Origin of the sequence: Bacillus sp. SD088, assembly GCF_017355205.1 — a bacterium.
Lineage (GTDB): Bacteria > Bacillota > Bacilli > Bacillales > Bacillaceae_C > Lederbergia.
In genome coordinates, this window is sequence record NZ_JADIJK010000036.1 from 15,446 (window position 1) to 39,521 (window position 24,076).

Here is a 24,076-nt window from a genome sequence, read left to right on the forward strand (position 1 = left end):
CTTAACAAGCAAGAATCGATTTTAAATAAGCAAGCGACTTTTTGAATTCATGCTCTGCATCTTCACCCTGGATTCTACATTCAATGGCTAAATAACCATCATATTGATTGGCTCGAAGCTGATCAAAGCATTGCTTAAAATTAATTGATCCACTCCCAGGTTGGAAACGATGATTGTCTGCCAAGTGAATATGTCCAATGAGATCTTTATTTTTTTGTAAAGTAACTAGGATATTATCTTCTTCTATATTCATATGGTAAAAATCCGCAACAATTTTCACATGCTTTAAGTCGTTCTTTTCAATGTATTCTCGCGCATCAGCGACCCTGTTGATCATATGGTCTTGATAACGATTCAAAGGCTCTAGATAAATCGAAGTATTGGTTTTTTCTGCTACCTTTTCTAGATACAGTAATGAATCCGAGATTGCATTCCAATCGCCTTCTTTGTTTCTAGGTGGAGTAAATGGTGGTAATCGGTATGTGAACATTCCCCATGCTGCTGGGATCACGACCCCTTTCCCGCCAATTTCTTGTAGAGCATATAATATATTTTTAAGCTCCTCTAAGCCGTTTTTTCTTCTCTCCTCAGAGAAATCACCAATCCAACCGTCATAACCATTACATGCCGTTTTAACTTCTATTCCGGTCTCTTCCATAGCGGATTTAATTTCTTCTATATTGTCGACTAGCATTTTCCCATCAATTTCGTATCCATCTATCCCTAAGTCTTTTAAATAACGAAATTTATCAATGATTTTTTCCGGAAAAAAATTTTGGTCTTGAGTTGCTAGTTTCATAGCCCTCATCCTTTCTTGGAAAATTTACTTTGAGTGTGTGACGCCAAGCTTTATACTCAAATGTGGTGATTGATCAACATATTTCATATATGCCTCTGCACTTTCCTCAAATGAAACAATCGGATCAATAATTTTTTCACAATCTAAATATCCGTTCATCAATAATTCCCAGCATGTTTTTTCAATCCGTTTTCTATCCCATCTTGGATAATCTGGGTTTGGTTCACTTGCAGCTCGAGAGAAAACAATATTTGCATTATTAAAATGAGCTTCTCTGCCAAAATTTAATCCTTCCGGGAATGGCTTCGCAAAAGCAATGTAAGAAATCGTTCCACCATACGCAATGGCACGTAAGGCATCTTGCAGAGCACTCGCAATTCCACTGGTTTCAATGTAAACATCTACCCCTTTTCTTTGGGTATTTTGTTTCACTTCAAATCCAACGTCACACTGTGTTGGATCTAAAGCAAGATCTGCACCATGCTCTAGAGCAATGTCTCTTCGGTGCGCAATAGGATCAACTGCCACCACAAAACTCGCACCCGCTTTTTTAGCAAGTTGAACGGCGATTTGTCCGATTGCACCTAATCCAGAGACAACAACATAATCTCCCGCTCGAATATTTCCATCACGAACAGCGCTAAGAGCAAATTGAGCAGGGTCATAGCAAACAGCATTTTGCCATTTCGCATCTTTTGGCATTTTCAATAAACGATGATTATCGATTGCATCAACAACAACATAGTCCGATATTGGTCCATAGGTACAAACTCGTTCTCCGACACGATAATCTGTTACGTTTCTACCTGCTTCAACAATTTCTCCTACAACCATATTGCCTAATTTGAATTCTCCGAAGACAATTCCCTTTTGGGATTTGTCTTTACGAGGCATAAACATTCTCCATTCTTCAGAGAATTCCTCTTCCATAAAGGGAGTTGTCCCTCTAAAATCAATTACTTCTGTTCCATGCTTAGGAGCGGAAAATTCAACCTTCACTTTTACTTCCGTATCTTTTATGGTAGGTTCTTCCAATGTTTGTAATTTGGCAACCCTTGGTTCTGTTGCTATTAATGTCTTCATCCTATTTCTTCCCTTCTGAATTATTCTTTTACCCCACCCGAGGTTACATTTCCTTTAATAAGACTTTCCGATATGGCATACATGATGACTACTGGTAAAGCCGTCACAATCGAGGCAGCCATCATTCTTCCCCAAATATAATCCGGAGTACTGAACAATGAATTTAACCCAACTGGTAGTGTGAAGTTTTCATCACTTGAGAAAAAGATCGATGCGAATAAAAAGTCATTCCAAGCAACCATAAAACAATAGACAAATACTGAAATGATCCCCGATAGGGAAAGTGGAATAATAATGTAAAAAATAATCTTTATTCGATTTAAACCATCAATTTTCGCTGCCTCTTCCAAATCCTTAGGGATTGTTTCAAAAAAGCTAATCAGCATTAAAATCGCTGTAGGCAACGTTTGGACAATCATGACGATAATCAGAGATGTCTTGGTATCATATAGACCAAGACCAGAAATGATCTTGAATAACGGTACTACTAATAAAATCCCAGAGAACATATACACAGTGTAAAAACTAGCATTAATTTGGAGCCGACCTTTAAAATCCAATCTAGAAAGGGCATAGGCTCCAAAGATAGCAATCACAACAGAAATAATCGATGCTGTTAAGGCAACGACAAAACTATTCTCTAGATAAGTAAGGTATGGAAAAATACTTGGATTAAAAATATCTACAAAATGTTGAATCGTCCATTCTTTAGGAAAAAAAGTTGGATTTCTTGAAATGGCTTCTTGTGAACTTTTTAAAGCCGTCATTAACATAATAAAGAAGGGAAATAAGCTGATAACTAAGATCAGTAAAATCCCTATATAAAAGAAGATTCCCTTCAACGTTTTCGTTTTCTTTGTACTAACGGCTGCCATTTAAATTCACCCTCTTTCTTATAAGAATAATGAGAGTACAAATAACTGCGAATAATATGACAGAGATAGCGGATGCCTTCCCTAAATCATTAAAGGCAAATGCCGTTTTATACAGATAAATGCCAAGGACATTCACTTTATTTGTTAATAGGTAAACATCTTCGAACATATAGAACATCCAGATTGTTCTCAAGGTAACAATGGTTAATAACACCGGCATAACAGCAGGTAACGTAACCGCCTTAAACTTCTCCCATATATTCGCCCCATCCATTTCAGCTGCTTCATATAATGTAGGTGAAATAGTTTGAAGAATGGCTAAAAAAGAGATAAACGCATAAGGGAAATATCTCCAGATGGCAAATAATACAACTAGAATAAAACTACTAGAGGGATTATCGAACCATAAGGGGGCTTGATCAAATAAATGTAAAACGTCTCTTCCAATGTAATTTACAATCCCATATCCATTATTAAACATATATTTCCAAGCAAAAATCAGTGAGATCGATGGTGTAACATAAGATAAGATGATAAGTGATCGAGCAATTTTCCGGAATTTAAATGGCCGATTAAACAAAATTGCAACATATAACCCTACAATGGTACTGCCCCCAACGACTAACAATGTATATAGCAATGTAATGCCCAATGATTTGTAAAATTCTACATCCTTAAATGTATCTATATAATTTTGAAAACCAATAAACTCTGCACCCAAGCGCGGATTCACTGGTTGATAAAAAAAGCTATAGTATATATTTGAAATCATCGGATATCCAATAAGCATTAATATTAAAAGAATACTTGGTAACAGTAATATTAACGCAAATTTTCCATTAGATAATTCTCGCTTTATTTTAAACATGATTATTACCACCTTCAGAAATTCCCTTTACAAGGATGTTTAAAAAGTCGGGTAAAAGTGACACTGCGAGCTAAAGGATCTTCGACTAAGTGCGACACGTCCTGTGATATCGAAGTCACCGCTTCTTCTCCGCCTCAAAATTCCGACGCCGACTTAGGCCCCTTTTTATCCTTCTTTTTGAACACACACTTTACGAGATAGATATTCCAAATACGAGCAATGCTGCAAGTTAAGTAATAACCCTGCAGCATCATCCAGTTGTATTATTTGGTCACTTCTTGAATTCGAGCTTCTGTTTCATCTAATGCCTTTTGAATATCTTGTCCACCTACTGTCACATTATTAATCATGGTTGGAATCGCGCCCGTACTTGTGATATCTCCCATTTTCACAAAATTCGAATCCCCTACTACTCCAAATACTTGTATATCGTTAAAGGATTCGGCAATTTCATCCGATAATTCTCCAAATGCTTGAATGACTTCATTAGACTTATATGTCTCGTTCTCAACCACACCTTTATGAACTGGTTGAGCACCGCCTGGAGCCATAAGAATCCAGTCTGTCGTATTTTCAGGTTGAGACATAAACTCTACAAAAGTTTGCGCTGCTTCTTTTTGCTTATCTTCCAAACCTGAAGTAATCGTAAATGAACTTACAGTACCAAAAACAGCCTCATTTTTTTGAGTCGGAATCGCAAAGCCTACATTGCTTGGATCTCCGTCACTATAGATACCTGGTAAGAGATAAGTGGAATATAACGCCATCGGGGCACTCCCATTCATAAAGGCATCCTTTACCTCAGTCGTATCATTGGACCCCGGCATTGTATATTCAGATAATTCATCATAAAATTCTAATGCTTCTTTCATTTCAGGTGTATTAAATGTTTCATTTCCATCTGCATCAAGAACATTTGCATCGTTTGATAAGGCAAATTGTGAAAAAGCTTGTTCTGAATAGTTACTTTCTACAGTTGGTAGCGCAATTCCATACTGCTGATTTTTCTCATCTGTAAAAGCCTTAGCAATTTCTAAAAGCTCATCCCAGTTCTTTGGTTCTTCAAACCCTTCAGACTCTAGCATTTCTTTGTTATACCAAATGCCTTGCACCCAACCACTTATAGGTACACCTCGATAGCTATTTCCATCCTCAGAGCGCACTAATCGCAAAGCACCATCGTAATATTCGTCAGTACCTACGGATTCAATAATTCCTTGTACAGCATCTTTATCAATTAATTCATCTTTATCCATTACTTTTGCATAATCTTGGCCAACCTCTACAACTTCAGGTAACTCGCCAGACTGTGCAAGTGTAATAATTTTTGTATTTAAATTGCTCTCTTCTGTTACAACTTGCTTAATCTTAATATTAGGATTTTCTTTCTCAAATTTCTCAATTAATTTATCGATCACTGTCAGACGTTCTTGTTCAACCGAAGTATGCATGAATTCAATTGTTACTTGATCGCTACTACTCTCTTTCGCAGAATCCCCTTTATTCGAACAAGCAAATAACACAAAACTCAATGATAGTATAGAAAAAAGTATTACAATATTCTTCTTCATTTCATATGACCTCCCTATTTTCAAAACAAATTAAGACTTCAAGAATGAGTTCTAAGAGATTACCCTCTCCTTTAATTAGATATTAAACACTCTTCCTTCGGGAGCGGTCCCAAATATAATTTTACCTTGGGAGCGCTCCCAGTAAATAATAGCTTAATACATACTTTTGGCTCATGTCAAGGGGGTTGTTTGAAAGATTTATTAGTTTATTAAATTAAAAAAATGATGGAATACGATTTCATCAATATAGAAACGCTTAAATACATGATTTTTGTCCTATTCAATTTTTTAAAAATAAAAAATTGGAGATGACTTTACATTGAATATATATTACAATATACTTGGTACCGATCCCAGTTAGGAAGTGATGTAATGAAACCAACTATTTATGACATTGCAAAAGTTGCGAAAGTATCAAAGTCTACTGTTTCCCGAGTTTTGAATAATAACCCCAATATTTCTAATAAAAGTAAGCAACGAGTATTAAAAGCAATCGCAGAGCTAAATTACCAGCCAAGTAAAATAGCCAGAGGGCTATCCGCTGGATTTGATGCTATTCTAGTTGTTTCAAGATCTACTGCTACTACAAAAAACAACCCGTTTTTTTCAGAAATACTCCATGTTATTTCTACGTATGCAGAAACAAAAGGCTATGATGTGATCTTACAAACATCGCAAAACAACTTAGATGAAATAGAGAAAACCATCATGAAAACATCATCAAAAATTGTAAAAGGAATTATAATGCTAAGCTCTCCAAGTGATGAAAATTATTTTGAACAAATAAACTCACTTAATATCCCAACAGTTGTGATTGGAAAAGTAAATGGCCATTTTGAAAATATTTATTCTGTCGATACTGACAATTTTAAAGATAGCTATAATTTAGTTCAATACATGATTGATTTAGGACATCAAAACATCGCTTGTTTATACTCCCCTCAAGAATATCACGTTTCCATCGACAGATTAAAGGGATACAAACAGTGCCTACTAGATAATCAACTCGCATTAAAAGATGAACTTATGATAAATTGCGGTTTTACGATGGGAGAAGCCTATAATAATTCTAAAAAGTTATTGGATTCTAAGCCATATCCGACTGCTATTTTCGCTACGGACGACCTAAAATTATTAGGATTATATAAAATATTAGACGAACTGGAAATTAAAACCCCGTCTGAGCTTTTAGTTGGGGGATACAGTAATACAGAGATTACATCATTTTTATTTCCTTCACTAATTCAAATAGAAAATCCAACCCATAAATTAGGTGAATTTTCCACCAAACTTTTATTTAATATCATTAAACAACAGCCGGTAGATGAAAGGAAAATAATTGTTCCCACACTGCAAAAAATAATCGGATCGAAGTATAAAAAATAAAGCGCAGGTTCAAATAGCGGGGCTTTCATCCCCACTATTTGAGATTGCACTTTATCTTTTAAGAGTTTTCCATGTAAAGCGGCCTAACCACAATATAATCAAGTTCATAAAATCCTTGATCCTTCATGAATGTGATTGTATTAGAGCCTTTATTTAATGGGACCTCTATTTTGATGGCCATGAAACGGCCCCAGCCACGTGTACCTTGATATGTCAAAACATATTCTTCGTTATTGACAATCATTTTGCCAGTTGCTGAGTTATAACCATTTCCATTGGCAAACCAAATATCGATGTTGTACTGTCCCTCTTCTGGAACAATAACTTGATTGAATTTCACGTAGCTTTCCGCAAAATCGATGCCACCAACATAGCTACCTCCAGATGCATGAGGTTCATTCTTCTTGATCTCTGCATGGAATATTTCTGCTTGTTCTGCCTCATATTTAGCAGCTCCTGTCTCCGTTAAGCTCTCTGTTACTTCCGGAAAATAGGTGATACGCAGATTCTGTGCTCCATAAGGAACCAAGGTAATCTCTTCCGTCGGCTCTGTTGAGTGAATTGGGCCTACAGGGGGTTCGTCAGCTTCTACATGATTGGCTGCTTTGCCCCAAGTTGGAAGTTTCTTTGCTTGCGCTACAAGCTTAACCGGAGTTAGCTCTTGCTCGAACGGATTCTCAGGCATTGGCCTTGTCACCACATTAATGAATTTTTCTGGATTCTTTCGGTCCATAAGCAACCCATAGTTCCATGCATTATCCGCCTTTACATGATACTCGTTAAAACCCAAAGCAGGTGGATCAAATTCTGGTATATCCGCTATTGGCTTATGTTTAATCTGCCAATTTTCCTTCATTTGTAAGGAGTACACAAGTGGACCGCGTTCAATACCAATGGAATGATTGACCCATGTTGTCGTTTTCAGCTTCATTGGTAGTTGAAGAACGATCTTGTCACCCGTCTTCCATTCTTCCGTGATACTTACATACTCCCCCGCTTTCACAGCTTCCACCGGTTCCCCATTAACCGTAACACTAGGTTTAACCGACCAAGCTGGAATTCGTAGCTTTAAGGGGAAACTCACTCTTTGAGACGTGGTGATAACAAATTGAATATGATCCTCAAATGGATAATTTGTCGTCTCCTTAATGGTTACATTCACATCTTTTAATCTCACCGATACCTGACTTGGTCCATAAGCAATCACGCCAATGCCCCCATCTGCGGTGGCAGCCCACATATTCTTCACAAAATAGGGCCATCCCATATGCATATTGAAGCGACAGCACGGAAAACCAGAGGTTGGGGAAGGCATTGTACCATTAGAATAGTCTTGCTTAAAACCATGATCAGCATAGTCGCTCTCTACCTGGTTCGGTAAAGAATAATATTGATGGTTTTTGACTTGTTTATCCATAGCCCCAGGCAAGGAATTGAAAGCAATTTTTTCTAAATCATCTCCAATATGTGAATCACCAAGAATAATTGCTACTGCCTCATTACTTTGCATTCGTTCAGTAATGGCGCAAAGCTCTACTCCCTGTGTGGAGGAAATTCCAGCAAGCATTTCAGTACCTGCTGTCATGCCTGTAATCTGATTATGATTGGATAAGTTTTTGACTCCGACTTTGAAGGCATCACGATCGGTTTCAGAATGTGAACGCTGATAATAAACCGCAGGCATTTTAATCGATTGATTCACATTGACCGTATGAGTTGGGTGAAAATCATCCCCAAAGTCTTGAAACTTATTATAGGTAAACAGATCTGTAATTGGATAGCCTTGGCCTGCGAGCTGGTCTGCCAGCTCAAGCAAGAATTCATCCTCCGTGTGGTTGTACAACCATAAAACGGTATCGATGTTATCTCCAACACGCATTTTCCCCCAATCTCTCAAAGGGCGATGAGGCAAATGCGCAGACTGATACTTAAAATAGTTTGTCATAAATGGAAGAACTCGTTCATCACTCGTTGCTTCATAATAATCTTTCAGCGCATAAAGAGCGACCATCCGCGGCCACCAATCGTCATTCGTTTCTGGACCGAAAAATCCATCCTTACGCTGACTTGCCAAAATGGCATTGATCCATTTTTGGGAAGTGACAATGAGTTCTTCGTCATTTAACGTGTAGGCAAGAGCAACTAAACCCTTCAAATAATAAACAGGGCGTTCCCAATCGGATTCAGGAGCTGCGCCTCCAAGCCAAGCCGCCTCTTCTCCCAATTCACTATACAGTTTTTCCGCATAACCGGTAGCCCCCGCTCGCTGGAGTTCGAGTTGCTTTAGCAACCACCCTTTAGCCGCGACTGATCCAAGAGGTAACGGAGTAAACGGCGTCTCAACAAGCGGTTTTTTGTTGGCAACTGGAGCCTTAAACATTTTTCCTGACTCCCTATTTGCACTTGTTATCGGCGGCTGTGTATTGTGATTTGCCAATTCTATTCCCCCTCTATTTGCTCAAATGCAATCTTTATATGGAGGCCATTATGATTATTTTCATAGCGTACTAAAACAGTTTGGCTTTCTTGATCCCAATCAAAGCGAATATCCTGATAGCTGTCTTGCTCTTTGTTTTTAATTTGTATACTCGATGTTTTTTTGACACATCGTAATCTACTAATTCCAGGTACTCCTAAAGGTCCCTTCACGAACATCTCAATATCATTTCCATCATTGACGATATTTTCTATTCTTGAAGAGGAAGCAATCACTTGGCAATTCTTTTGGTCAGTTGTATGGTTCTCCAGATCATATAGGAGCAACTGATTTCCCGGTTGAACCACAACCTCTTTACGTATTGATAAATTATGATCAAATAAATCGACATATACACCTTGTAATTTTAAAGGTTCCTCGTTTATTGATTCGTCCATTACAGTACTAATAACGTACGGCCCTCGCTTCAGAAGTAAATAATTTTTTTCCTCCCAATCGTTGGTTGAAAAAAGCTGTCTCACAGTATTCTTCAATAATTCTGCATCTTGCTGGGTTTCAGCGCATTCCTTTGGATTTAATGGCAGAAAGCTTACCATTCCTTTTCCAACTGGATAGGTACCTCGTTCCAGTTTTCGTTCGAGCCCAAGTGCTTCAAAAAGATGTTCAGCCGGATTTTCATACGAAGAGCCATTTGAATTCCACCATTCTCTTACATGATGATAATCATCACTATGATCACCAACATACAGCAAACGACCACCATTTTGCACCCATTGACTTAAGCCGAGATGAATATCAGGCGCTTCTGGTTTTAAAAATTCATAGCTTAGAATCAATGTTTGATAGTCATCTAGATATGAAGAAAATTGCCTAATATTATCTAACTGAACAGGCCTTACGGGAATCCCTGATTTTAACAAGGGTAACGTCAAACCATAGAACTCTGACCAATCAAGCAATTCTTGCGCTTTGTCTCCTTTCAACATCTCCGCATCTGTTCCATCATATTTTTGCGAGCCATCCTCTCCCAAAATATCAGGGTGATTGCGTTGGAACATAGTGGAATCAGCAAGGAGAACACCAACTGGATCCATTTTCCCAACCCATTCAATCTCACTTTGATCAAAATCACGCAATGTATTCATCAATATAAGCAAACTAGTCGCATAATCTGGTGGAATCGCTTCTTTACCTTCCCCATTCTTTTTAGGATAAGATCCATTGAAGACCCTGTTTGGCCATGGCGATATTTCATAGCGATGAACATCTGGATGAAATAAAGAAGCAGTTACGATTTTATAATAATTGTTTCGATAATCATCCCAATCATAATTTGGATTATCCTCAATTGGATCATGCAAAAACCACATTCTTCTTTGGGTGCCACGCACTAATTCCTGCATAACTCCATATTCTAAGTATGCCGTTTCAAATGTCCGCTCTTTGCGGACACCATTGTATACATTTGGCGTACGCGAGGTACCTGTCCATACTTGCGCAATGTATCCATCAACAGTCGGTAAGCTAAGTAGCTGTGACTGCGGACTGACAATTCTCCACTGTGTATAGTTAATTAGACTATGAGTAGGAACATAGAAACGTAAATCTCTTTGATATTTTACTTGCGCGTATTCCTTTAATTCACCGCATAGCCGATCTAAGCAGCGTGTATAGAGAAAAGCCTTTAATTTTGACGCTCGATACTGAGCATCTACTGATTCGTGGGGAGGAACCCATGCTTCCTTGTAAAAGATCTGCCATTCTCTCTTAAAAGCCTCTGAATAACCACCTTCTACCCAAAACTCTGGTTCTTCAAGATGAATGGCCTCTACTCCACCATCTACAGCCACTTTAATCCGTTCAGTTAAATAGTTAGTAAAGGCGATTGTTGGGACCATATAAGGTACGTCTTTACCATGGCCAATAATTTCACCAAGACGATTTTTCTGTGCTTCATCCCAATGTTTCCTTCCATCAACTTCGCCGTATAAATAATCCTGATATTCTCCCCAGGCTACTCCTGTCATTAGATGAACAACGTACCCACGGTCTTGCCATTCTTTTATTCTTTTCGGCATCGATTCATCAATGCCGTACACCATAACAAAGTCTGTTCTTAAATCAAACGTGGGATGATAGGCTACTCTTTCCTGGAAACCCGTTTTTTCTTCCAATCTAGTTTTCTCCATCATTCATTCCCCTCCCATTGCATCATTATGCGTTAGCCGTTTTCCAATTCGTTTCCTTTAACATCAACATGAATAATCCACCTACAACTGATCGATTTTTAAAATTTAATCTTTTGGCTGACTTCGTATCAAACCAATCAGAAAATGGAACACGATCTTCGGTTTCATTTAAATATAGCCATAGCGGTTCAATTAATGCGCTTGCATCTTCCTTCTGATCGGCTAAAGCGGCTACCCATACAAGCCAATCTGCTTTTGTATAGGTTTCCCGACTATCAAGGGGTGTACCAAAACGATTCCGTTTTGACAAATAATACGATATTTCTCTTTCTCTTACTTCTTTAGAAAACAAGTTTAGAGAAAAAATCATATCCCAAACCAAATTATACTTAAGACTCCATGTATCCGCTTGATCAAAGGTTAACTTATAATGATCATTGTCTATTGCCATCTCTTCCCATTTTGTTGCCATTTGCTGGGCTAAAGCAATGTATTTTTTCTTTTCTTCCTTTTTTCCTAATAATTCACATAAAATACCATAGCTGCCTATCCCAATGATCGCTTTTATTGATAGGTTTGCATTATGGGCTAAATGACCAGCAAAATCATCTGTACACAGTTGATTCCCAGGATCTAATCCATTCTTTTCAAGATACTTAGCCCATTGTGTAAGTAAATCCCAATTTTCCTCTGCAAAAGTCGCTTCTCCTTCTGCTAAACAAACTGCAGTCATCATGATTAACATATTGCCGCATTCCTCAATGGGCATTTGGTTTTCCAACTTATTCTCTCCATACACATTACCATTTGCAACTGGATAGACACCAACATCATGTGGAGCAAATTCAAATGGCCAATCATCTGATCTGGAATAGCGAAAAATAGGTCGCATCATCCCTTTTACTAATTCAGGATTGTACAATAAAAATAGAGGAATTGATGGGTAACTGATATCTACAGTTCCAATACAACCATTACTATTATTTTCCTTTGAGAGAAATAATAGATCCCCTTGATCATCCAAGACTAGTTTATGGGCCGCAACCGCTTGTCGATAAACCAAAGAAGTAATATCCCTGTATTTCGTGCCTCCCACATCCGTTGTCTCTTGGATCATGATTTCATTAAATTCATGGCAAGCTTTCTTCAGTCTAGAGTAATCAGTAATAGACAATTGCAACATTTGATCTGTCGTTTGACCATTTCCTTTCCAGTAACCCGGAAGTCTTTGATGAAAATATTCAATTGAATCAATATCGTCATAGGCTAACGTTAAAAACTTTGTCTCTTTCGTTGCATCGACCGACTTAAAATCTAATACTACCGCCATTACCGGAGTGTTCTCTTCTACTGAGCGAGGCATATGACGATCATCTTCATCGGGAAGGGAGTTCGTCTGTATCCACTGCTTCCGAATATTACTAGCATGAATAACAGATACAGCGTTACTTGCCTGAGGGACCAATAAATGAAAATACCCCCAATCAATCCGTGTATCATCACCTGTCCGTTCCAAAATAGGTTGGTCAACCGTTCCGATACACATATCCGCTATATCATCTTCTAAGGTTGATCGTGACCACCTGACTTGCTGTTTTTTATCATGAACACACCATTCCGCTGTTACATCAAAATAAATTTGTACGTCATGTTCCTTTCCATCATCTGCCCATACATCAAATGTGACATATGAAGCTGGTCTTGAGAGCGCATCCAAATCATTTAAAAGGAGTGGTGTTGTAAAATCCACTTGCAGTTTAATCCCTGCACCTTGAAAAGTATATATGGTTGATAATGGCTTTACAGTTAGTTGAAGTTGCTTTAAATTATTTACCTTTTCTTCAGCGTCTGGCACTTTTCCCATAAAACGCCAGACTTCACCATCAATCCTAATCATTCCAACCATTCCAAAAATACCAGAATCACGATGTACATCATATGTCCAATGGTGTACATGATCATCATACAAATGGTCCGAGCTGGACCAAGCATTAAAATAAGGATCAACATTTAGTAAAGGCACCGCTGGAGGTCTCATTGAATTTCCCATCATTTTCACTCCCATTTCATTTTATTAACCTAAATATCCTTAATATAATCATAATATCAAAGAGTATGAATCCGATTACAAATAGCATAATTTAAGTAGACTTTTTCATAGTATTGAACGAACAAGATAATAGGCAAATAACCCTTTTTTTCGGCGACTTGGTCTCCACCTTTATACTTTACTAATATTATGTCCTATTTCAAGGATGCACATATTTGTAAGTACAACGGTTTCAATTCTAACACCTCTCTAACATCTCTTAATTCAATTTGTTTAATATAATATTATAATAAATAAATTTAGAATTCTAGTCTAAATACTTCATCCTTTCCCTTCTCTTATGAGAAAATTGTTAAATATGCACTTAATGACATATCAATAACACCTTGACTGTTATAACAAATTAGGATATATTAGCTATATTCCATTTATTTTAAGTATTTGAATTATTTTGCAGTTTTCTCCTTAAAAGGGACTTCAAGGGGGGAGGGATTGGGAAAATGTTAATGAATATAGATCAACATGTATAGGATGAACAAGTTTCAACATCCAAGTTTAATATGATTGATTCATAGTGTCCGAATATGTTAATTGAAATAATCAACTTGACTCTTGCAAAATTTGTCGTCAACATTTGTTGAATGATGACTAGTTTTGTAATGTTTGCGCGAAATAAAATGACACCTCGCTTTTTGTGGCATTGGAAATGGGTAACAATCAAACACAAAAAGGAGAGGTCTAAGGTTATGGTATCCTTTCATTATGCCATTGTCACTTAAAAGTCTATAATTGAAAGCGTTTAACTAAGCCTTGAGAAATTGTAACAACATGTTGATAAGAATCACATGACAAGCAAGGTCTTAAGAAATTGTTGAAATTACCTAAAATATGGGAGGTTAATTGCGTGAGTATAAAGATAAGAAAATTCCTAATGATGTGTCTGCTTTTTTTATTAGTGATCGTTACTTTTGGCTGTGCTAATGATACGAATACTGAACCAAATGATGAGGATCACACAGCGGATGATGAAGTGGAAGAGGGAGATCCAGATCCAGTTACTCTACAAGTTGTTATAGGTTGGGATGAAGAAATGTTTAACGATCGTTTTAAAGATCCGATCGAAGAAGCCTTTCCTTGGATTACAATTGAACAAATTCAATCAGGTTCTGGTAGAGAAGAGTTAGAGGAAGTGTTTGCTAAAGATTTGAATCCAGATATTATCTTTGAACTCTCTCCCGACAATATGGAGTACTTTGGACTTGATTACGATCTAGATGAACTAATCGAAAAACATGGCTATGATGTGAGCCATATCAACCCTGTTTATTTAGAAGCTATTCGAGCTAAAGATCCAGAAAGACGACTTTTAGGTATGCCCTATGAGATTGTCAACTGGGTGTTGTTCTATAATAAAGATATTTTCGATACCTTTGGTGTTGATTATCCAACAGAGGATATGACTTGGAATGAAGCGATCGATCTAGCAAGTAAAGTATCTGGTGAGCGAAATGGTGTTCATTATCGTGGTTTAGATTTAGGACCTGCGCATGTACCATTTGCACAATTTTCAGTGAATCGAACTGATCCTGAAACAGGTGAAGTTTTAATCCAAGAGGAAGAGGAATTTGCTAGGTATCTAGATTTAATCCAAGATATAGGAGCACTAGATAATTCAGGTGAACCTTTCTTCGAGCCAGCTAAATTTACTGATGAACGTTCTACAGCCATGTTCGTTGAGTTTGTTCAAGCAGTAGATTGGTGGTCAGAAGCAGAAGGTCTTAATTATGATGTTACAGCACTCCCTACATGGGATGGTGAACCAGCAGTAACTCATCGACCTGATTTTGGGATCCTTAATTGGAGTATCAGCCCTCTAAGTGAAAACAAAGACGCAGCGTTTGACGTTATTACTTATTTTACCGAAGCAGAATATCAGACATTTGCTTCTCGAATTGGTCTTGGGCCTACTAGTGTAGAAGATGAAGTTCTAGAACAATTCTTCCAAGATTATGAATCAACGCATGATAAAAATATGCAATCTATTTTTGCTCATCCGCCTGCAAGCCCACCGGAGCATATTAGTAGATGGGATAACTATGTTGATTTTAACGTACACCGTTGGTTAAATGATGAGGAATATAGGAACATTGACCGAAATGAATATTTGCGTATTGTCGCAGAAGAATCAGCTGCAAAGATTCAGGAGGCAATGGGAGCAGAATAAAGAAATGGTTGTATGATGTTTTCAAATAATGATTGGGCATATTCTTCACCTTACTAAGAAGAGAAGGGTGTGCCCTTTATTTTTTATATTGGAGAGAGTGCAATGATAAGAGGTCGACCAGTTATGTTAATTTTTGAAGCGTAAAGATTTACGAGGAGAATTTATATGAATAAAGGGTCTCTTATGTTTCCGATTCTTTTCTTATTACTTGGTTGTATATTAGGAGGATGTAGTCTTATGGAAAGCTACGAAAATAAAACAAATCATTATAAGCCATATCCCGAAATAACAAACATAGAAAATGGCATTTCTTGGCCAGAAGGGCAAGCATTGCCTACCTTTTCAACACCTGAAGATACGCTTGATACAATATTGGTTCAAGCATTTTCGACAGATGAAGCGATCACTTTTTCTGCATTACAAGGGCTTGTGAATAAAGAAAAACCTAGAATTTTATTGCTTGACTCTAGTACAGATGAAGGTGCTTTTACATGGCCGATGACACCAATCATTGGTTTTGAAAATCGTGAAGCCTATTCAGAAACTACTAAATTCGATTTACTTGCCAAGTACGCAGACGAAGTCGATGGCGTCATATTGTATGATCCAACAATAAGTCCCCATTATAGAAATTTAGCGGGAACAATGGCTGGAATAATGAATGCTATACCTGCAGCTGAAAGTGTATATGAAGAAATGCAGGCCAAAGGGATAGAATTAGATGTAGTAGAAGATCTCACAGAAATGACTTTTACAACTCCGATTGAAATCTATAACTATCTCTATGATAATTATTGGGGTGACACACAGAAACGGGTTATTTTAAATGCTAAACCATATGATGAAGGTGGAGATCATCATCATACGAGAGATATTATTGCAGCAACTGGTGAGACAGTTCTTTGGCTTGATACATTAGACGATGACGAGAGAGAAGTACTTGAAAAGTTTTATAGAGATATGGAACCAGGAAATGCAATTGCACTTGGTTGGTATACGACCGAGCGTTCCGGCATTACGTTAGCATCAAAGTTTGGCATAGGCACAATGCCTGCTGATTTTTATATAAGCGGCAGTGTATATAGCGGAAATGATAATACCATAACACCTCCACCAGTTCCGAATAAACCTGAGTTAGAAAACAAAGTATATATCGCTTTATATATAAGCGATGGGGATAATATTCAATATACACAACGGGCGATGAGGGTGATTTGGGATGAAAATGAAGACTATCGAGGACAAATTCCGATGAACTGGACAATTGCTCCTGGCCTTGTTGATATTGGTCCTGGACTATTAAACTATTATTATCAAGATGCGACTGAAAATGAATATTTTGTAACTGGACCTTCTGGGATGGGTTACATGATGCCTTATAATACACTAAATGAGCCTGGAGCCCCAGTAAAAGATATCTTAACGGATGAGGATGCAGCCGATGGATATACGCGCTTAACAGAAACCTACTTACAAAGATCAGGTATTAGAGTTGTCACGATCTGGGATGATGCTTCACCAATGGTTAGAGAAGCTTATGAAAGAAATGGTCGTAACTTATATGGAGCAACCGTTCAAAACTTTAGGGATGTACCTTCTGTTGAAGGAAGTATCGAAAATGATCGAGTACCTTTTGAAAAATTAAGGATTCCTTACGGAAGTGGCTACGATCATATCTTCGGTGATATGACAACTGAGATTAATAAATGGGATGGGGAATCTCCATATTTCTTATCTTATCAAGTCGATATTTGGAGCGAGTTAAGACCAGAAGTAATCATCGAAATTCATGATAAGCTAAATGAACAGTATGATGGGAATGTTGAGTTTGTTCGAGCAGATCACTTCTTTGCATTGTATAATGAAGCAAATCACTTACCATTTAACTTAGCGATGTCAGAGCATACCACAGTAACAGCAAGTGATACTACAGTAGATCCAAAAGTTACTATTAATGGCACCTTCGCTGATATTTGGTCTTCTTCAGAGGAAGAAAATTGGTTGGAATTTGATTTCAGCGAAACATATGAGATCAATCGGTATGTGATCAGACATGCAGGGGAACATAGCCTCGAACAAGAGTTGAATACACGCGATTATCGAGTAGAAGTAAGCACAGATGGCTCAACATGGGAATTAATCGATGATTATAGAGGGAATCAATTAAATGTAACAGATATCGAATTCGATCCAGTAAAAGCCAGATATCTAAGGCTTACAATTGATAATCCAGGTGCAGATGATACCGCAAGGATTGCTAATGTTGAAATATATGGTAGAGTAGTGGATTAATAATATTAAAATCACAGACTGAGGACTCATCCTCAATCTGTGATTTTTTTCAATTGAAAATTTGGTTAGTACCCAAAAAGATAGATTCTCAAAAAATTATCATTTTACAGGTGAACAATGCGCTGCACTTGGATGAATGACCTTTTCGGGTGAAAACAAAAATTCAATTCATGTTTTTTTAGTTATAACTTGAGAGTAAATGAAGTTCTTATGGTAAAAAGCTGCGCCTAAAGCATCCTATAATTAGGCTAACCCTAGTTACCGCTGCTTCATTAATTAAGTCTGAAAATATGGAGCCAAAGAAAAGCAGATCTGCCCATTCTTTCAGATTTCCTTGGTCAAACTCTAGGAATCTTTGTTATTCTACCTCACTTTGAAGGATTAGCAACCGAATAAATTCTCTCCCTATAACAAAGCGATTTTAAAAAGGTCAAATTTATATTTCCTTTCTTTTAAAAAAGGACTTCCCCTTTTTTAGTCAAACAGTACTTTTGGTGCGTTACCGGTTGTTCCCTTCACAACAAGTTTGGGCGGAATGTTCTTTTTCTTATATCCTTCATTATTATGACGCTTATCCAGTAACTGAATTAATATATTTGCCGCCCCCTCTCCTATAAGTTGTTCGGACTGATAGATATGTGTAAAAGCACCTAACTCAGAATCAAAATACGGATCATCAAACGATATAATGGATAGATCATCTGGAACGTTCAAATTCATACTTTCAGCCAATTTATAAATATGCAGACCCAATTTTGCGTTTAACGCGATAAAGGCAGTAGCAACCTTATTCTGGATCAGGTTTTTAAGAGGGAAACTCTCTTCTGGGTTGGAATAATTCACTGTGAAATCCGTTACAATAAATGACGGGTTAATCATTGCCCCCTTTTCCGTAAACACATCCATATAACCTTTAATCCGATCTTCTACAGAAACCGTTGTTTTAGCTGAATCCCCGCAAATGACAATATTTCGATGCCCTAAATCCCATAAATGGGAAACTGCCAACCTTGCACCCTCGATATTATCAGAACCGACAAAGTTCGTCTCAATACCTGGCAAATATCGGTCGATTAAGACAAAAGGAAAGTTCTTTACCTTCAATTCTAGAATATCCTCATTGTACGTTTCGGCATCAATTGGAAAAATAAGAAGTCCAACCACTTGCATACGTAGGAACTCTCTAATGGCTGCTTGTTCCTTTTCTTTTGAATTGTGAGTGAGAATAATGGAGACAGTGTATTCCGTATTTAGTAAAACTCCATAAATACCATTAATTAACTTTACAGCAAAGAAGTCTTCAATAGTCGGCATGATAAGCCCTATCATCTTGCGTCTTGAATTTGTATCGGTTGAAGAATCAATCAGACTATTTTTTGTCGTTATCTCTTCTGGACTACTCACTTCCTGAGGAAATTTCTCGCCCCTATCTTGTACAAAGCTGCCTTTTCCTGGAATTCGGTAAATCCATCCTTCCCTTACTAATTCTGTTAAAGCGTTCGTAACGGTAATCCGACTAACACTGAATTTTTCCATAATCTCACGTTCTGTTGGTATTCGTTCGTGAGCGGACAGCTGTTTAGAAGAAATTAAATCTTGGAAGTACTCCTTAATCTGCAAATAAAGCGGCTCTCTTGGTTCATTGGACATATTGAAAACTCCTGATTATTATTTTTTATTAATATATCATATTTAATATAACATTTATAGGTTAGTACAGCAATACTATCGTTTACATGCTTAATTACGTTTAGCATATTACTGCCCGTTAATGCGGGATAAACGCCTGCAACTAGCAAATAGTGAGGCATATTAGAAGTAAAGAGAATTGGGGAACAGTTGTGATAGTTAGGACCTTGATTTATGGGTTTAGTAATTTTGGAATGGAATAGTGAACCCAGTCTCTCGAATTTTTTGAAGCTATTCGTGAGCCTGGGTTTCTTCAGCTATGAAGAGATCGTTTTATGGAGAAAAGTAGCCCCCAATAGATGGGGGGGTATGACGCTTATAGAGCTGTGTCATTATTACCAGACTTTGCGAACATTCTTTTAAAGATTAATTTATTTTTCAAAATTACTTACTCCCCTTCTATTCTTCACTGTTGAATTTCCTTTAACTAACGTTGCCGGCACGCGAATGTCATCAATGACAGTATGACCATTTTGCATTTCCATTAATTTATTTAACGCTAACTGTCCAATCACTTGTTCATCCTGTTCAATATGAGTAAAATTCCATTCCCATGTATTTCGAGGGGGACTGTCGAAACAGAGAATTGATATGTCTTCGGGTACCTTAAGATTCAATTGTTCAACAGCTGTTTTCGCTAACATGGCAATGTTATATTCCAGTGCAAATAGAGCTGTGATTTCTTGATTCCTCATAATATGATTTTTAATAGTTTCAATCGTTTTCTTGGCATCTTCATGAGTGGGATAGGGAATTTTTATATCTGAGCACCATTGTTCCCGGTTCACGATAATCTTTTTTTCAGCAAATGCTTCTACAATTCCCTTAATACGGTCATAAATAGCTGTTGTATCGTTATCCTTAGGTATGAGAACACCTATATTCTCATGTCCAAGATCAAATAGATGATTCACTACCATTTTAGCTGCTTGTTCATTATCCGTTGAAATCGAGGTAACAGCTAATCGTTTAAAGGACCTATCAATTAACACTAACGGAAATTTATTCACGACCATTTTAAGAATTTCTAAACTATAATGTTCAGCCTTAGCAGGAATTATGATTAGCCCATCTATCCCGTATTCCAATAGTTCTCTAATTACCTTATCTTCTCTGCTCGGAATACTTAAAGAGCGTTTTAAGATAATAAAACAGGTATCCTGAGAGGCTTCTTCAAGGCTAGCAATTAAATCATTCCCAAAGCTTTCATCAAATGATGTAAGAACCAAACCAAACAACGGTTTTTTACGTGTCAAATCCTTTTTTAGAAGGTCATCCTCAGTCGCAATTTCAGAAACGAACGTCCCCCTTCCTCGCTTCCGATAAACAAAACCCTCATTCGCAAGTTTTTCTAAGGCTTTTTTAACAGTGATTGAACTAACGTTATAATATGTGGACAATTCCTTTTCAGATGGTATTTGATCCCCAACCTTATACTTTGCAGAAATTATATCTTGCTTTAAGGACTCATATATCTGTAAGTACAATGGTTTCATATTCTTCACCTCCAAATCAAGCTAATATAACATTATATCATACTAGCTAAGCTCAAATTTCTAGTTTATAACAAATAATCCGGTTTTCCTAGAGATATTTTACAAACAATCAGTATTCAAATAAAAACGACCGTTGGGCACTGACCCAACCGATCGCAAGTTGTGTAAGAAAAATTGCTCTATAAGTCATCAGCCGATATACAGGAATAATTGGTGCTTGTAAATATAAATAATCTCAAGCCCCCCATATTCTTGGCATTGGCATAGGTTCTTTACCTAGTTCTGCCCATACATATTTCAAAAGAAGTTGGGATTTTAGAGTTTGATATTCTTCTTGATCCCATAAATTATTATATTCTTGTGGGTCCTTCTGTAAATCAAAAATTTCGCCATAGGTTTGGTTATAATAAACAGTAATTTTATATCGTTCATCCACAAACGTTTTTTGATGAATGGTAGTTGGCTCATGTCGAAATTCACAAATAATATGATCCCTTGCCTGGTCCTTTTGATTCATCCACACTTTACTTTGATCAACGCCTGTCATCGCTCTCGGAATAGGGATTTCCGTAAATGATAGAAAGGTAGGAGCTAGATCAACCAAGGATTGCATAGCGTTGGAAATGTGGCCTGCTGGTATCTTTCCAGGATATCGAACAATAAATGGCACCTTGATTAAGTCTTCATAATGAAATCCTCCCTTAAACTGTAAACCATGTTGTCCAAAGAAGTGTCCATGATCGGTCGTAAATACAATAATAGTATCTTCTGCAAGCCCAAGTTCATCCAGTTTATCAAGGATTTCCCCAATATATTTATCCATCATGCTAATCATCCCATAATAGGTGGCGGTAATCTTTTTATGTCTTTCTTCGTCTACAAGATGAGAATGGTAGCCATGTATACCAATCCCTGTTTCTCGATAGGCAGAAAAATCTGGTGATTCTTCTTGTGTCATTTGAAAGTGCGGAGGGTTTTTTTGATGCTCCCCTTCCACGCCTTTTGGGATTGTCAATTTCTCAGGATCATACATGCGATCCCAAGGTTCAGGAACTAAATAAGGAGGATGAGGATCAAAAAAACTGGCCCAAATAAAGAAATTCTCATTATTTTGCTTGTACTCTTCTAACTTATGATTGGTCCGTTCTGCAATCCATGTATTATAATGATATTCCTCAGGAATCGGCCATCTATGTTCTATCTCTTTACTCATTGTACCAGTAGGTTCTACAAAATAATCTCGCCAATTTTTACAACCCTTTTCTTCCATCCATACAGCATAATGCTGCCCAACATGTGCCTCATTCGTATGATTTCTAGCAAGCTCTATATGTTCAAAGCCATAAAATTCATCTTTAAATCGCTTCCAATAATCCAAATCCTGTAAAAGTGGATAAGCCTCTAAAGAGGAATACTCGTCTGTTGCTTGTAATGGTTGAAAATGCGCTTTTCCAATAAGAGCAGTACGATAGCCATTTTCTAGAAAATCCTCTCCCACTGTATGGCGATCCTCTAGTAATTTGGTTCCAAGTGTCCATGCCCCATGCTGACTCGGATATTGTCCCGTAAGAATAGATGCACGAGTCGGAGTACATGTCGGATTTGGGCAATAAGCTCTTTGAAACGTTGTCCCCTCTTTTACAAGTCTATCCAAATTTGGTGTGAAAATTTGAGAATTGAATGCGCCTATCGTATCAAAATGTTGCTGATCACTTGTAATGAGTAGAATATTAGGTCTCCCCAAAACGATCACTTCCTCTTGTAAGGTATATATGTGATCATAAAATAAAAGCCCTGTTAAACCAATAACATAATGTTATAAGTAATTGTCATTTTGTTGGATTATTTGCTGTTTAAGCTATATCACCTATTCTGTAAGAGGATGACCGGCCTGCTTTTATCGTTTCATTTGACGATATTGTGTTGGGGGGATTTTGCAATAATTGCTAAATGCCCTCGTAAATGCATAAAGACTTGGATAGCCAAGTGACGAGGCAATTTCTGAAATAGCATAGTCTGTTGATTCGAGCATCTTCTTTCCTTTTTCTAATCTTTGATGTTGCAAATATTGAATGGGAGACATTCCAAACCTTTTTGAAAACGATTTGGATAAATAGGAACGATGTACCCCTGCATATTCCGCGACATCCTTGATCGTGATGTCCTCTGTAAAATGGTTATCTAGATAATTTTTGCTCCGCTGCAACCAATCTGAAATATCGATAGAAACATCTTGGGAAGCATGGTTTAAAAGAAAATGAAAGAGATTATATAACGAACTTTGTAACTCTATAACTTCCTTGAAATTAGTAAAATCCAATTTGGAAAGGAGTGTACATATTTTTTCTAACTGATCATTTAAATAGAAATAATCATTGATTCTGAAATAAGATTTTTGCGGTGTTAAGTTTAGTAAATGAATAATTTTTTTTATTCGCTGTTTAGAAAAGGCCAACCAGCACATCCGCAATTCCAAATCTGGTGAGGTTGTATAGTATTCATAAATAATATGAGGAAACTGACAAAAGACGTCACCCTTCTGTAGTTCAGTTTGATTTTCTCCCTGGACAAACTTTACAGTTCCCTCCATAACAAAGTGAAAACTATAGCATTCTATAAAACGTGGTCCTATATGGTAATTGGATTTTGCTCTATTAATTCCACCACGAAGGGGCCATATCCCGCCCATACCACCTAACATTTCTGATGTTAAATAAAAGAACTCCGCATATTCTTTATCAAATTCTTGCATCATTATTTCACCTGCAGAAAAAATTGTATTTTACATGGGATTTTATACATTTCCTATTTCATTGTATATTAGCATATATAAGTTAACAAAATGGGAGTTTTTACTATTTGAATCAATTTCATAATTCCCTTTTCTAAAACAGCCTGCAAAATACAAGGGGAGAGCCTATACGCCGTTGGTTTTTAGAGACTTGGCAATAGGAAACAAGTCCTCTTCATTTTCGACCGGATCTTTTGCTGTCAGTTTTAGTAGTCTGACAGAATCAGGCAAAGTTACAGAGTGTTTTGACCTTCTTAAATGCCCTACCTAAAAAAAGACAGATGATCACATCTGCCTTTTTTGGGTATTATTCGCTAGGGAATGTC

15 protein-coding genes are annotated in these 24,076 nt (G+C 37.2%); 3 read left to right on the plus strand and 12 right to left on the minus strand.

Going from position 1 to position 24,076, the window contains the following annotated elements:
- Window position 1: 1 nt before the first annotated feature.
- The 5 genes from IPU53_RS22350 to IPU53_RS22370 form a co-directional block, all read right to left on the minus strand.
- Window positions 2-799 (minus strand): sugar phosphate isomerase/epimerase family protein, encoded by a 798-nt coding sequence (locus tag IPU53_RS22350; protein ID WP_207453349.1) that lies wholly within the window; start codon window positions 797-799, stop codon window positions 2-4.
- Window positions 800-823: 24 nt separating this feature from the next.
- Window positions 824-1,882 (minus strand): zinc-dependent alcohol dehydrogenase, encoded by a 1,059-nt coding sequence (locus IPU53_RS22355; protein ID WP_207453351.1) that lies wholly within the window; start codon window positions 1,880-1,882, stop codon window positions 824-826.
- A gap of 20 nt (window positions 1,883-1,902) precedes the next feature.
- Window positions 1,903-2,757: a carbohydrate ABC transporter permease gene (locus IPU53_RS22360; RefSeq protein WP_207453353.1), complete on the minus strand. Its 855-nt coding sequence runs from the start codon at window positions 2,755-2,757 to the stop codon at window positions 1,903-1,905.
- Window positions 2,744-3,625, minus strand: coding sequence for a carbohydrate ABC transporter permease (locus IPU53_RS22365; RefSeq protein WP_207453355.1), 882 nt, complete (start codon window positions 3,623-3,625; stop codon window positions 2,744-2,746). The genes IPU53_RS22360 and IPU53_RS22365 overlap by 14 nt, the downstream gene beginning before the upstream one ends.
- A 263-nt stretch (window positions 3,626-3,888) precedes the next feature.
- Window positions 3,889-5,196, minus strand: coding sequence for an ABC transporter substrate-binding protein (locus IPU53_RS22370; protein ID WP_207453357.1), 1,308 nt, complete (start codon window positions 5,194-5,196; stop codon window positions 3,889-3,891).
- Window positions 5,197-5,568: 372 nt separating this feature from the next.
- Here IPU53_RS22370 and IPU53_RS22375 point away from each other — a divergent pair, with 372 nt between their 5' ends.
- The gene (locus IPU53_RS22375) at window positions 5,569-6,582 is read left to right on the plus strand and encodes a LacI family DNA-binding transcriptional regulator (RefSeq protein ID WP_207453359.1); all 1,014 of its coding nucleotides are present in this window, start codon (window positions 5,569-5,571) and stop codon (window positions 6,580-6,582) included.
- 58 nt (window positions 6,583-6,640) lie between these two features.
- Here IPU53_RS22375 and IPU53_RS22380 read toward each other — a convergent pair whose 3' ends face one another.
- From IPU53_RS22380 to IPU53_RS22390, 3 genes are read right to left on the minus strand one after another with little or no spacing between them, the layout of a single operon-like run.
- Entirely contained in the window at window positions 6,641-9,019 is a 2,379-nt protein-coding gene (locus IPU53_RS22380) for a beta-L-arabinofuranosidase domain-containing protein (RefSeq protein WP_207453361.1), read from the minus strand.
- A gap of 2 nt (window positions 9,020-9,021) precedes the next feature.
- Window positions 9,022-11,211 (minus strand): hypothetical protein, encoded by a 2,190-nt coding sequence (locus IPU53_RS22385; protein ID WP_207453363.1) that lies wholly within the window; start codon window positions 11,209-11,211, stop codon window positions 9,022-9,024.
- A gap of 22 nt (window positions 11,212-11,233) precedes the next feature.
- On the minus strand, window positions 11,234-13,258 hold the full coding sequence (locus IPU53_RS22390; protein WP_207453380.1) for a glutaminase family protein: 2,025 nt from the start codon (window positions 13,256-13,258) through the stop codon (window positions 11,234-11,236).
- A gap of 904 nt (window positions 13,259-14,162) precedes the next feature.
- On the opposite strand from IPU53_RS22390, the gene IPU53_RS22395 reads away from it, so the two are divergent.
- Entirely contained in the window at window positions 14,163-15,482 is a 1,320-nt protein-coding gene (locus tag IPU53_RS22395; RefSeq protein ID WP_207453365.1) for an ABC transporter substrate-binding protein, read from the plus strand.
- 165 nt (window positions 15,483-15,647) lie between these two features.
- Entirely contained in the window at window positions 15,648-17,774 is a 2,127-nt protein-coding gene (locus IPU53_RS22400; RefSeq protein WP_207453367.1) for a galactose-binding domain-containing protein, read from the plus strand.
- Window positions 17,775-18,248: 474 nt separating this feature from the next.
- Here the strand turns inward: IPU53_RS22400 and IPU53_RS22405 are convergent, their stop codons facing one another.
- The 4 genes from IPU53_RS22405 to IPU53_RS22420 all read right to left on the minus strand — a co-directional run bounded on the left by IPU53_RS22405 (window position 18,249) and on the right by IPU53_RS22420 (window position 23,714).
- The gene (locus IPU53_RS22405; protein WP_207453369.1) at window positions 18,249-19,424 is read right to left on the minus strand and encodes a GntR family transcriptional regulator; all 1,176 of its coding nucleotides are present in this window, start codon (window positions 19,422-19,424) and stop codon (window positions 18,249-18,251) included.
- 410 nt (window positions 19,425-19,834) lie between these two features.
- Window positions 19,835-20,959 carry a GntR family transcriptional regulator gene (locus IPU53_RS22410; RefSeq protein WP_207453371.1) on the minus strand — a complete coding sequence of 375 codons (1,125 nt, stop codon included), beginning with the start codon at window positions 20,957-20,959 and terminating at the stop codon, window positions 19,835-19,837.
- 235 nt (window positions 20,960-21,194) lie between these two features.
- Window positions 21,195-22,703, minus strand: coding sequence for a sulfatase family protein (locus IPU53_RS22415; RefSeq protein WP_207453375.1), 1,509 nt, complete (start codon window positions 22,701-22,703; stop codon window positions 21,195-21,197).
- A gap of 153 nt (window positions 22,704-22,856) precedes the next feature.
- Entirely contained in the window at window positions 22,857-23,714 is an 858-nt protein-coding gene (locus IPU53_RS22420) for a helix-turn-helix transcriptional regulator (protein WP_207453376.1), read from the minus strand.
- Window positions 23,715-24,076: the final 362 nt, after the last annotated feature.